Here is an 11106-nt window from a genome sequence, read left to right on the forward strand (position 1 = left end):
ATCTGATGAAACGCTGGATATTAGCTGGAATGCTCGCCGTATTACCGCTTGCTTTCCTGCAGGCTTTTCCCCTAGATTTTGCATCCACCGCTTCATGGGGAATGGGGAATGCCGGTCTCGCGTTGGACTATGCATCAGACTCATTTGTTGCGAATCCCGCCTTGTTGGCACTTCCTGGTCGGGAGGAGACCCATCTGCTAGCTGCTTTTAGGTATCAAGATCAGATTGAGTCCACATATGTAGCGAACAATGAACCGAATCCAATGCTTGTGCAGCCCGTCGCTGACTGGGCCATCAGTTTCAGTGCAGGGAGTCTTGCCTTTACAGTCCAGAATCGTAATAGTTTGTCGGATCGCAAGATAGCTTCCAGCCAGAGTACATATGATGGCCACAAGATTACGATGTTTCAGTTTGACTGGGCTTCCGGGAGAGCTCCTCTTTATTTTGGGGTTTCCGTACGGGCTTCTGCTGAGAGCAATCGACCGATGATTGAGATTCGCAATGAACAGACCTTTCTGGACTATATTGTGGAGACTACGATTGGACGGTATGAATCCTTGAACAGCAGTTCCAATGTTGCTTTCGGTATGGGACTTCTTCTTGATTATCATTGGTTCAAGATGGGGGTGGTGAGCAACCAGTTTGCCTATGCCAGGGCTGATGATACCTTGATTATCAGTGGGGACTCAGTGCTAAAGACCCTCGATTGGGGGGTCTCTGTCAGCTCCCCGACGTATGATGCATCCAATCAATTGCATCTTATAAAGGTACAGGGTGCCTTTGACTTCTTGAATATTGGCAGTGATGAGGAGAGACAACTTCGTCTTGGGATTTCGACAAAGTTACAGCTGCTTCCCAACTGGTCTGTAAGCCTGCTGGTAGGATACCAAGAAGAAAAACCAACCCCTTCAGACCTCTTGTCTTTTAGTTTTAGCAGAGGGTTACAAACCATAGCTCTGGATGCACAGCTCGATACCCTTACCATTGCCATCGGGTACGGGTATCCTACAGCCTGGTACCTGGGTTCTTCTACCGATATCAATCCTCTCTTCTTGGTTTCCCTTGCAGTAAGCTTGTAATAATAGTTCGTACTTGACATACAGCGTCGACCACCAGTATAGTCAGATGAGTGAACGTTTGAACCTGTAAGGAGTAATGTATATGTCCAAAGCACATAGAGGTAGTGGTATTCGCAATGAAGAGGTAAAAGGTGGCCGAGGCGAGTGTCCCGTTTGTAAGAGAACCGGTGTAAAGGTGCTCTATGAGGTAACAATTGACGGTGAAAAAGCCAAGGTTTGCAAGCCTTGTAACGCCCACCTCAAGGCTGTAGCCTCCAAATAAGGTACCATCCTTGAAGCTGAGACTGTCTTTTGCGGCAGTCTTTTTTTTGTTGGAGGGCGGAATGCAGACAATTGGAACTCACGTTTTCTTGGTAGGCATCAAAGGAACTGGCATGTCCAGTCTGGCACTGTTGCTTCAACGTTGGGGGTTCTCTGTCTGTGGATGCGATACGGCCGAGATATTTAGCAGTGATGCTGTCCTACAGGAAGCAGGCATTGCTGTATTTGAGGGGTTTGAAGCGTCAGTGCTTCCCCTTGATGCGAAAGAGGTAATCTACAGCAGCGCCTACAGTGAGGCGTTGCCTATCCTCCAGGAAGCCCGTAAGCGTTCCCTCCCTCTTTCTACCTATCCACAGTATCTAGCTTATCTCAGCAAACAGCAGGATAGTTACGCTGTTGCAGGAACGCATGGCAAGACCACCACGTGTTCTGTTGCTACGCATCTGTTGCAGCAAGCCTGTGAAGGTCAGTTTCCGTTCTATGCAATCTATGGTGCACCGCAGAAGGAGACTGCCGGGGGAAGGGAGTGTGCGCTCTTTGAAGCGTGTGAGTACCAGGATCACTTTCATTCCTATTCACTGCGGGGGGTATTGGTTACCTCGGTGGAATACGACCATCCTGACTATTTTTCTTCCGAAGCACAAGTGATGAAGAGCTTTGAGACACTGGTGGACAACCTGCAGGGTGGGGGATTTCTGATCTATTGCAGTGATGATTCTGGAGCAAAGGCACTTGGTTCGTATGCAAAGCATACACGTCCTGATCTCAGTGTTCTCAGCTATGGATTCTCATCGGACGGACCGTTTAGCATTAAAGAGGTAGCAGGTGGCCGGTACACGCTTGATCTCCTGAAGGACCTTCCTTTTACGGTAACCAGCCACGCGAGGGCATTGGTGGATGACCATGTCGGGGCATTGGTGCTTTCCCTTGCCATGGTGTTGGACCGACCGGAGCCCAAACTTTATGTTGAAAATAAGGGTCTGATAACAGATGAAGTACTTCCCACGCTTGTCTCGCTCTTTTTACCCCATCTTGCAAAGTATCAAGGGTGCAAGGGCAGGACAGAGGAGCTGTTCAGAGCAGGCCGGGTCATCTACTTGGATGATTATGCACATCATCCAAGTGAGATCAGAACCTCATTGGAAGAGATTCATCTCCGCTATCCTGGGTACCCCCTTTTGGTGGTCTTCTCAGCCCATACTGCCAGCAGGACCAATGCATTGTTGCATCAGTTTGCCGAAGTGCTTGCCACCTGTGACCGTCTCATCGTGCAAAATACCTATGCCTCCGCTCGTAATGATGGTTCAGCCGATGATGAGTCCTCCTTACGGTTGTTCTCCTTGCTCAGAGAGACCATGGGTGACAGGGTAGCTTTCGCACCCAGTGACGAATCAGCTACGGAGATTGCCTCTACTTGGTTGCAAGAGCGTTGGTTGTGTATTACCATGGGTGCTGGTAATAATCGATCCCTTGGGCCGCAAATTGCCGAAATCCGAAGGAGTTTCCAATGAACAGCATGACAGGGTACGGATTCTCAGAATCCGTATGCGAAAAATTCCAACTCGCGGTTGAAGTGAAGTCATACAACAACCGGTATCTCGATATCAACCACAATATACCTTACTACCTCTCTCCCTTTGAGATAGAGATTGATAAACGGGTGAAAGCCGTTGCAAAACGTGGACATGTTGAAGTGAATATTCGAGTCAAGAATCTGGTCAGTGATGTACAACTTACGGTCGACCCTACTGCGGTACGCCGGTACAGTGAAGCTTTTGCCCAGATTGCTGCACTTTCCGGGAAAGCACTCAAACCACAGCTTTCTGATTATCTCGGAAGTGAAGGAGTGCTCTCCAGTATAAGTGAGAGCGATAGTGAGCAATATCGCCTCCTGCTTTTCTCTACCTTGGAAGAGGCTTTGAGTCAACTTGCTGAGAGCAAGCAACGCGAAGGTGAATCTACCAAAGTAGACCTGAGGCGGTTGGGAGAGGTCATTCAAGCTGGACTGGATATCGTGGGCAGTCATGCAGATGAACTCGAACAGTTGGTTAAAACCAATCTCAGAAGTCGTTTTGAAGAGATGCTCGGAGACCAGAACTATGATGAGAACAGAATTCTCAGTGAGGTTGCGGTCATGTTGGTCAAGTATTCCGTGAGTGAAGAGATCAAGCGCATGGCAATTCATCTGAAGGAGTACTTCTCGCTCCTTGAGGAGCGAGAGCCAGTAGGCAAGCGCCTTGATTTTCTCTGCCAGGAGATGAACAGAGAAATCAATACCATTGGGAGTAAGAGCCAGATGGTGGAACTGAATATCCAAGTGGTCAAAATGAAAGACGGATTGGAAAACATCAGGGAACAGGTTCGTAATATCGAGTAACGGGGGAAACGGTGCGTATAGCAATCAGTGGAAAGAGTGGCTGCGGAAATACTACAGTTTCCAGCAAGGTAGCCCAAGCTTTGGGGTATGAGATGATCAACGTTACGTTCCGTACCCTCAGTGAGGAGAAAGGGATTGATTTCTGGACGTTCTGCAAGCTTGCAGAAGAGACTGACGAGTATGATCTGGAGGTTGACCGCAGACAGGTAGAAATGGCTCTTGCAAGTGAAAATTGCGTTTTGGGTAGTCGGCTAGCCATCTGGATGCTCAAGGAAGCTGATTTGAAAGTGTACCTTAGAGCCACCACAGAAGAGCGGGCAAGACGAATTACCGAGCGTGAAGGCGGCTCCTTTGAAAAACGCCTCAAGCAGACCAAAATGCGGGATGCCAATGACAGCGCGCGCTATCTCAGGTTGTATGGGATTAACAACAGCGACACATCGGTTGCCGACTTGGTGATCGATACCACTGAATTACAATCAGATGAAGTAGCAAAAATAATCATAGAAGAGGCAAGGAAGCGTGAAAATCAGTAAGCTTGTACTCTCACTTGTGATTCTCATTTCCTTTGCTCCATCCCTCCTGTTTGCTGGAGTGTTCTTGGGAGCAAGCCAAGGAATGGAATCGACTACGCTTGAAGTGGGTATCCTTGGGCGACGAGCTGAGCAACACCTCGCTTTCAGCCTTCCTACCATCAATGGATCCGTGGAAGAATATTGGAAGGCACCAGTTCTTGGTGCATCTGTTTCCGTAAGAAGCCTACGATTCCAGCCATTGGTACTCTCTGGTGGTATCAAGAGCCAAATCAGTTGGGAATCCACAAAAGGATATATCCTTGGACTGGGAGGGGCTCTTGCCCTCTCGTATGAATTCATCGGAAAGGGAGGGGTGTTTTTCTTGGAGGGTTCGTACCTCCCTTGGGTGACAACCCAAGGAACCCTCTCAACAAATTTGGGTGAGAAGCAACTCAAACAATATATGCGCTTGGGGTATCGCAGGGCGTTCTAAGGGCTGTACATTATTGATAGAAATCTCTATGATAATGTAATTGTAGCAAAGTGACCTTTTACAATCAAGGAGTTACGAGGTGAGCATTCCACTCAACAGTCTTATCGATTATGAGGATAATATCTACCAGATTACCTGTGTAGCAATCAAAGAAGCCAATATCCTGAGCAACCCAGGATGTGGCGGCGAAGAAATTGAGAAGAACAATGGCAAGATTGTCAGCGAAGTCCTCACAAGAGCGCTCAAAGGTGAAATACATTTCGAAGAGTCTGACGAGTAGCGGAGCTTTCAGCCATATTATTTTTCTCTTCGGTCCCACTGGGGTCGGAAAAACAGAACTTCTGCTGGATCTCGATCCGCAGAGGTTTTCTGTTATCAATGCCGACTCCATCCAAGTTTACAGACATCTGGACATTGGTTCTGCCAAGGCATCGAAAGAGGTGCAGAATACCATTACTCACTATCTCATTGATGTTCAGGACCCATGGGAGCAGTTTAGCGTAGGTGATTTCATCTCCTATGCAGACAAGGCATGTGAAAAAATTCATCAGGAAGGAAAAATCCCCATCATCAGCGGGGGAACCGCCTATTACTTCAAACATTTCCTCTATGGTCTCAGTGAAGCCCCTCCAAGTGATGAGGCTGTTCGTGCACAGGTTTCTGCGCTGATTGAGTTACATGGAAACGAGTGGGCGTTTCGGCGTCTCTCTGAGGTGGACCCCGTCTCAGCTGAGCGAATTCATCCCAGTGACATGTACCGGGTAAGCAGAGCTTTGGAAGTCTATGAGGCAAGTGGTAAACCCTTGAGTAGTTTTTCACTTCCTGCCGAGCCACGGTATGGTATGCACCCGTTGGTCATCGGTTTGGCGCACGATAGTGCTCTACTCCGTAGCAGGATTGGCCTTAGGATCAAGAAGATGTTCGATGAAGGATTGGAAAATGAGATTCAGGGGCTCCTGAGAATGGGCGCCGAGAGCTCCTGGCCTGGGTTGCAAGGAATCGGATACAAAGAGTTCTTTCAGGCGATGGAGCACGGTGAGTGGTCTCGTTCCATTATTGCAGACCAGATAGAAAGAAACAGCCGCTTCTATGCGAAGCGGCAGATGACGTTTTTTAAGAGTTTTTCTGAAGTCAAGTGGATGGATCCTGCAGATAAGCAAGCAATACTCACTGAGATAGCGCAGTATTGCTGTTCTTGACATAGGTTTCCACCATCAGCTTTTCCAGTGGTTGAACCGAGGCGTTCCCTATATCGGTAATTTCATACCATCCTTTCTCTCCCATTTCAACAGAGAATTCCTGCTGCAGCTCATAGGTATAGACCGGAGTAGCCGTTATATTCTGCTCAGGTTCCTCATCGGTATATGCATAGGGAGTGTACATTATCCCCGTTGCACGATACCTGTTATGTCCTATCTGCTCAATGGATAGATTGGTAATCCCATAGATGAAGGTTCCCCTCAGAATTGGAGGTTTACCCTCTGCAATCCAGTCATTGGGATCAACCTGCGTATTGATACCCTCATATGCTTGTCTGGTCTGACGGGTTACATAGAGGTTGGTGACTTCCATCGATGATGGATTCTTCACTCCTTTTGCAAGAGATGCCTCCATTTTCTCCAAACTCAGCTCATTCATGCTGTCATAATACGCTTCAATGATCTGCGTCGGTCCCATGCCTGCGGTATAGGGAGGTTTACGTGATTCCTGTATTCGGGTGGTGGTAAACCAGCTTACAGAGATGACCACAGCTGCAATCGTAATGACCAGCCAACCTTTCTTTCTCCAAAAAATTCGTCGTTTTGCCCGTTTGTGCTGTCCGTTCAAAAATGAAGCACAAGCTTCGATGGCTGTGAGAGACTCCCTGCTTTGTACCGTTTCAGTAGCATCCAGTGTCCATTGCAAGGATTCTGTCTGGGAAAGGAACCAGGACAACGCCTTCTGCGGCTCCTTGTTTAAGACTGCATCCCGCTGTTTTGTCAAACTCAGGGAAAGGGTGCGGTCGATGAACTGTACCGTAGATTGCGGGAGCGCTATTCCTGTATAGGCCAAGGGGAGGGCTCTGAAAGAGTCCTCCCTGCTGTCTTTATCATAGAATGGGGGAAAACCCAGTGCTGCATAGTAGAGAAGACTTGTCATCTGGTCACAGAGAGTGAAAGGTTGATGCAGTCCATGATGCACCCATGAAGAGCTATGGAAGTAGCGTGTCTCTTCATCACTGCAGGAAGCAAACAGGTCTGCCAAATCCTGTGGAAGGATCAACAATCGACCATCTTCTATGCCCCAGACTCTCCAGAGAGGGAGAATACCACTTGATAAATCCAAGAACGAGTAGGGCAGGGCTTCTAATGCACGTGCGAGATCCCGTACCAACGTGAGGGCTTGGGCGCGCTTTCTGGTGGCAATGTCTGAAAAGGGGAACAATGGCAGTGGATCAAAGTAGAGACAACGTTCACCTTCCACTACGCTTAGGCCTTTCCAATACCATTTGGTAAGTGTTCCATCCTCATAGATGTAACCACATGCTTTTTCTCCTTGTAGGAGGTAGGATGGAAGATCCATCGATTGGGGACCAATTATGATGCACTGCATCATCTGTCCATCAATTTCACAGGGAAAGGTTCGACTCACCTTATACATGTATAGCTCCTTGGTATGCACTGATGTGCCAAACATGTTTTTCCTTCGTAACGTTTTGGTTGCTGAGTTCAGGTTGTTCGCCCATCTTGTCAAAGTACCCACCAATGCTCCATTTCCCAGGGAGGGAACCGAGTTGGCGGAGAGCTTCCAAGCTCGAAATGTTGCAACTGCTTATCCTCTCTCCTTTCCTGTTCTCCAGCAGGCTAGTACCTGTTTGTAAGCGGGAAATGAAAGTCTTAGCATCCTCTTCCGCCTGCGGAGAAGGCAGCAGCGCATTTGCATTTGCTGAAACGATGAACAGCACGTGCTTCTCTTGCTCTAGAACCGATTCAAGAAGCTTATGATACGTTTTCATTTGTTCATTGGTACATGAGGAAGCAAGAATGGGAAGCACGGGAACATCACCAAAGTAGCTGTGTACCATGGGCAGAGTCAGTTCAAGGGCAGGTTCCTCAATCAGGTAACTGTCTTCCTGAGTAAAATAGGGGGCATAGGCTACAGTGAGGTCCTTGATCATAGTGGTTGCAAAAGGATGATCTCTCCCTGCTATGGTTATCCCTTCCTGTTCACTGGTAAAAAGAAAAGCCGGTGCATCCGCATCCAGTATTTCTTGATGTAAAGGACCAAGAAAGACAATCAAGGAAGGTTTCAGGTTTCCTGCAACTGAGAAACTTCTATGCAAGGCTTCCAGAGAAAACTGGTAGGCTGCATGTGGGATGAGAATAGCAGAGGGAAGGGAGAGGAGATATGTCTCTGCTGTACGTTTTTCCGTTGCTTGGGAGAGTACTTCTCTGTCTTCCGGATAGAAAATCATGTGGTGGTGACTGTCAAGCATGCTCATGCCCTAAAAGTAATCGTGAAAGTCTCCCTTCGTCCAGTGTAACGGTCAAGTTTTTCTCCTGGGTTGGGAGAACCAAACCGGTTTTCCCTCCCTTAGCCCTCCTCAGATGTTTTACCTGAGTATAATACAGATCTGCACGACCTTGGTTTTTTGCTTTGCTGAATACTACCGCAAGGTTTGCTGCGTCGAGCAAAACGTCTAGAGGCACACTCTTCCCTCTGATGTATTTGATGAACACATACCCTCCTGGGACATCACGGGTGTGCATCCAGTAGTCATTTCCTTTTACATAATGACGAAGCAGTTCGTCGTTTTCCTTTGCATTACGGCCGACAAGAAGGGTGAACGCACCACTTTGAATGGTAAGGCCCGGACTTTGTTTCTTTTGTTGTTCACTTTCAGCGCTCGCTTCAAGTTCCTTTTTCAGGCTTTTTATTGCCTGCAACTGGTCACGGTTGGGATCAAGCAATGCTAAAAAGTGTCTTTCTCTTTGGGCAATAAGTGCTTTGGTCTTCTCAACCTCTTGTATGGCATTCTCATGGGTTTTTTTTGCTTTTTGATACTTCTCATAATAGAGAGAGATATTCTCTCGAGCGAGAATCTTCTCATCCATAGGTATGGTTAGCGGTTCTCCAGTCTCCCAATCTTCCACCGTTATCTCTTCCATCGTACCCTCGAGCATATGCTGGTTGGCACTGAGTAGGTCTCCAAACTTCTTGAAATGCAAGAAATCCTGGGTTGCGGCACTGGTGCGGATGAGACTGTTGAGTGTGGTATTCAGGCTCTTGAGCTCCCGTTCCATTGTACGTTCCACTCGTTTGACCAGTTCTTCCCTGGTTATGGTGTTGCTCTGTTCCCCATAGGCTTCCTCGATCTGTTCATTAAAGGAACCGCCGGTCCTCTGCCTGACAAGAAATGGTTTTCCTTCTTCTTTACGCGGTTCAGGAAGCACGAAAGGCTGCCCACTCTGTTCTTCTCGTCCAGGACGTCTGTAGAGCAGATCGAGTAGGATGTCCTGTGCATCGGTAACCAGAATGTTTGCACCTGGTCCGCTGTAGAACCGTAGGTAGAGATTCAGTATGGTGCCATGGTTGTCCATGCGTAAGCGCACGATACGGTCGTAGGGCTGTTGGTAGACCGATTCCACCTTCGCTCCCTCCAGGTTTGCACGACAGAACTGAATGAAACGTTGGAGCTTTGCGGTCTTTCCCATCTGGTTTGCACTGATGGGTTTTTTGAGCTCATGGAGTCGGCTGAAGGGAGTCCCTACCTCGGTATACAACGTCCATCTCCCTGCTTCTGGATGATAGAAGTGCCAACTGAGAGAGTGAAAATCATGCTGTGTTGTGTGTTGCAGCGAACTGCCCACTAGGGGTAGCTCCTCTAGAATGAGCGCTATCTCACGCCAGTTGAGACTCATAGGAACTCCTGACCTGCTCATAGGCAGATTTTATACCTCCGGCAAGGTAGAAGGATCCACAGGTAAGAATTGCTCCTTCCTTTGCCGTAAGAGAAAGTGCTTCTTTCAATGCTTCAAGATTGTCTTCAATCAAGAGAATCTCATAGTGCTCGTTTCGCTCATCAGCAAGTTGCAAGAGAAGCTCATGCAATTGCTTGATGTCACTCTTCTTGAAGGTACCTGGCTTGCTGATGATGATTCTCTGGAAGTGGTCAAGCAATAGAGAGAGCATGTGGGTATGATCCTTGTCCTCCAATGCACCGAAAATGACCGTATTCTCCTTGGTTGGGTGAAGGCTTGAGAACGAGGAGAGCAGAGCTTGCAGGGAACGAGTGGTATGTGCACCATCTATATAGATGCAGGGGGATTTTGAGAGCTGTTGGAATCGACCTGGTATCTGGTTTGCTTCAATGGCAGGAAGCATGGATTTGTCAAAGAGACCCAGTGTTTTCAAGACCAACATTGCAAGTGCACTGTTCTGTGCCTGGACCAGTCCCCGCATGGAAAGGCAGAGGTGTTCTTCCTCCCCATTCATCCACCGGTAGTGAACGTGTTCCCCGTCGCCGGTGGTGCTACTTGTCAGTGAACTCAGATAGTCTTTGAGCAGGTAGGGTGTGCTTTGCTGGGTTTTTGCTTCAGCCAGGAACACTTCCAATGCTTCTCCTTCTTCGAGTCCGATAAATACAGGGACCCGTTGTTTGATGATTTTACTCTTCTCAGAGGCAATTTCCCTAATGGTGGAGCCCAGAATCTTGGTATGTTCCAGCTCAATGGGACAGAGAACACTAGCCTCGGGGATGATGGTATTGGTTGCATCAAGACGACCTCCGAGGCCTGTCTCGATAACCGCCCAACTACAGCCACTGTTCTTGAAAAGCAGATAGGCATAGGCAGTGAAGAGTTCAAACGTGGTAGGATTGGTCTCTCCCCACTCATCCCTGAAAGAGAATCCTTCAATACTGTCTACTAACTCCTGTCCTGTTGATACGAGCAAGGCTTCCTCAAAGAACGTCCCACTCAACGTGAACCGCTCACGGTAGTCGACCAAATGCGGGGAGAGGTAAAGACCTGTTTTATAGCCTATGGCGGTCAGAGCACTTGCCAGGTAGCTTGCTGTTGAGCCTTTGCCTTTTGAACCTGCAAGATGAATTTTCTTGAAGGACCTCTCAGGATTGCCCAAGTGTTCCAATAGGCAATGCATCCTATCAAGTCTATATGTACGAGTGGTGTAGTGGGTTGTTTGCTTCTCGAGGTTGGTAAACCGTTCGGTGAAGCGAATTACATCTGTAAAGCTGGAAATTTGCATGCTGGAAACTACCTCGATTGTCACTGTAGACGGTAAGGGCCTCGTTGGTCAACGCAGTGAAAACCGGATAAAACTAACACCAAATGTTTCTTCAAGGATCCCACTGATAATTGCATTGTAGGGGTTTCCCTCAAA

Annotated in this window: 12 protein-coding genes; 8 read left to right on the forward strand and 4 right to left on the reverse strand. The window is 48.0% G+C overall.

Annotated features, from left to right (window positions below):
• The first annotated feature begins 5 nt into the window (after nucleotides 1–5).
• The 8 genes from DYP60_RS05325 to miaA all read left to right on the forward strand — a co-directional run bounded on the left by DYP60_RS05325 (nucleotide 6) and on the right by miaA (nucleotide 5924).
• Nucleotides 6–1079, forward strand: a complete 1074-nt coding sequence (locus DYP60_RS05325) for a hypothetical protein (protein ID WP_117329848.1) — start codon at nucleotides 6–8, stop codon at nucleotides 1077–1079.
• Nucleotides 1080–1161: 82 nt separating this feature from the next.
• Nucleotides 1162–1341, forward strand: coding sequence for a hypothetical protein (locus tag DYP60_RS05330; RefSeq protein WP_117329849.1), 180 nt, complete (start codon nucleotides 1162–1164; stop codon nucleotides 1339–1341).
• Nucleotides 1342–1402: 61 nt separating this feature from the next.
• Nucleotides 1403–2851 carry a Mur ligase domain-containing protein gene (locus DYP60_RS05335; protein WP_117329850.1) on the forward strand — a complete coding sequence of 483 codons (1449 nt, stop codon included), beginning with the start codon at nucleotides 1403–1405 and terminating at the stop codon, nucleotides 2849–2851.
• Nucleotides 2848–3717, forward strand: coding sequence for a YicC/YloC family endoribonuclease (locus DYP60_RS05340; RefSeq protein ID WP_117329851.1), 870 nt, complete (start codon nucleotides 2848–2850; stop codon nucleotides 3715–3717). Before DYP60_RS05335 ends, DYP60_RS05340 begins: the two co-directional genes overlap by 4 nt.
• An 11-nt stretch (nucleotides 3718–3728) precedes the next feature.
• The gene (gene cmk / locus DYP60_RS05345; RefSeq protein WP_117329852.1) at nucleotides 3729–4253 is read left to right on the forward strand and encodes a (d)CMP kinase; all 525 of its coding nucleotides are present in this window, start codon (nucleotides 3729–3731) and stop codon (nucleotides 4251–4253) included.
• Complete coding sequence (locus tag DYP60_RS05350) at nucleotides 4240–4725, forward strand: hypothetical protein (RefSeq protein ID WP_117329853.1); 486 nt, start codon at nucleotides 4240–4242, stop codon at nucleotides 4723–4725. Before cmk ends, DYP60_RS05350 begins: the two co-directional genes overlap by 14 nt.
• 79 nt (nucleotides 4726–4804) lie before the next feature.
• On the forward strand, nucleotides 4805–5005 hold the full coding sequence (locus DYP60_RS05355) for a hypothetical protein (RefSeq protein WP_117329854.1): 201 nt from the start codon (nucleotides 4805–4807) through the stop codon (nucleotides 5003–5005).
• Nucleotides 4974–5924 (forward strand): tRNA (adenosine(37)-N6)-dimethylallyltransferase MiaA, encoded by a 951-nt coding sequence (gene miaA, locus DYP60_RS05360; RefSeq protein ID WP_240622828.1) that lies wholly within the window; start codon nucleotides 4974–4976, stop codon nucleotides 5922–5924. The genes DYP60_RS05355 and miaA overlap by 32 nt, the downstream gene beginning before the upstream one ends.
• On the opposite strand, the gene DYP60_RS05365 is transcribed toward miaA, so the two are convergent.
• From DYP60_RS05365 to DYP60_RS05380, 4 genes are read right to left on the reverse strand one after another with little or no spacing between them, the layout of a single operon-like run.
• Nucleotides 5893–7365, reverse strand: coding sequence for a hypothetical protein (locus tag DYP60_RS05365; RefSeq protein WP_117329856.1), 1473 nt, complete (start codon nucleotides 7363–7365; stop codon nucleotides 5893–5895). The two genes, miaA and DYP60_RS05365, sit on opposite strands and share 32 nt — an antisense overlap.
• Nucleotides 7358–8206 (reverse strand): AmmeMemoRadiSam system protein B, encoded by an 849-nt coding sequence (gene amrB / locus DYP60_RS05370; protein WP_117329857.1) that lies wholly within the window; start codon nucleotides 8204–8206, stop codon nucleotides 7358–7360. The genes DYP60_RS05365 and amrB overlap by 8 nt, the downstream gene beginning before the upstream one ends.
• The gene (locus DYP60_RS05375; RefSeq protein ID WP_117329858.1) at nucleotides 8193–9626 is read right to left on the reverse strand and encodes an NFACT RNA binding domain-containing protein; all 1434 of its coding nucleotides are present in this window, start codon (nucleotides 9624–9626) and stop codon (nucleotides 8193–8195) included. Before DYP60_RS05375 ends, amrB begins: the two co-directional genes overlap by 14 nt.
• Nucleotides 9607–10971, reverse strand: coding sequence for a bifunctional folylpolyglutamate synthase/dihydrofolate synthase (locus DYP60_RS05380; RefSeq protein WP_117329859.1), 1365 nt, complete (start codon nucleotides 10969–10971; stop codon nucleotides 9607–9609). Before DYP60_RS05380 ends, DYP60_RS05375 begins: the two co-directional genes overlap by 20 nt.
• Nucleotides 10972–11106: the final 135 nt, after the last annotated feature.

Source organism: Sphaerochaeta halotolerans, from assembly GCF_003429665.1.
Taxonomy (GTDB): Bacteria; Spirochaetota; Spirochaetia; order Sphaerochaetales; family Sphaerochaetaceae; genus Sphaerochaeta; species Sphaerochaeta halotolerans.

What these genes read in the sequence shown, in the direction of transcription:
- amrB (WP_117329857.1), bottom strand. Translation starts at nt 8,206, where the DNA reads ATGAGCATGCTTGACAGTCACCACCACATGATTTTCTATCCGGAAGAC.
- DYP60_RS05365 (WP_117329856.1), bottom strand. Translation starts at nt 7,365, where the DNA reads ATGTATAAGGTGAGTCGAACCTTTCCCTGTGAAATTGATGGACAGATG.
- DYP60_RS05330 (WP_117329849.1), top strand. Translation starts at nt 1,162, where the DNA reads ATGTCCAAAGCACATAGAGGTAGTGGTATTCGCAATGAAGAGGTAAAA.
- DYP60_RS05335 (WP_117329850.1), top strand. Translation starts at nt 1,403, where the DNA reads ATGCAGACAATTGGAACTCACGTTTTCTTGGTAGGCATCAAAGGAACT.
- DYP60_RS05325 (WP_117329848.1), top strand. Translation starts at nt 6, where the DNA reads ATGAAACGCTGGATATTAGCTGGAATGCTCGCCGTATTACCGCTTGCT.
- DYP60_RS05340 (WP_117329851.1), top strand. Translation starts at nt 2,848, where the DNA reads ATGAACAGCATGACAGGGTACGGATTCTCAGAATCCGTATGCGAAAAA.
- DYP60_RS05375 (WP_117329858.1), bottom strand. Translation starts at nt 9,626, where the DNA reads ATGAGTCTCAACTGGCGTGAGATAGCGCTCATTCTAGAGGAGCTACCC.
- DYP60_RS05380 (WP_117329859.1), bottom strand. Translation starts at nt 10,971, where the DNA reads ATGCAAATTTCCAGCTTTACAGATGTAATTCGCTTCACCGAACGGTTT.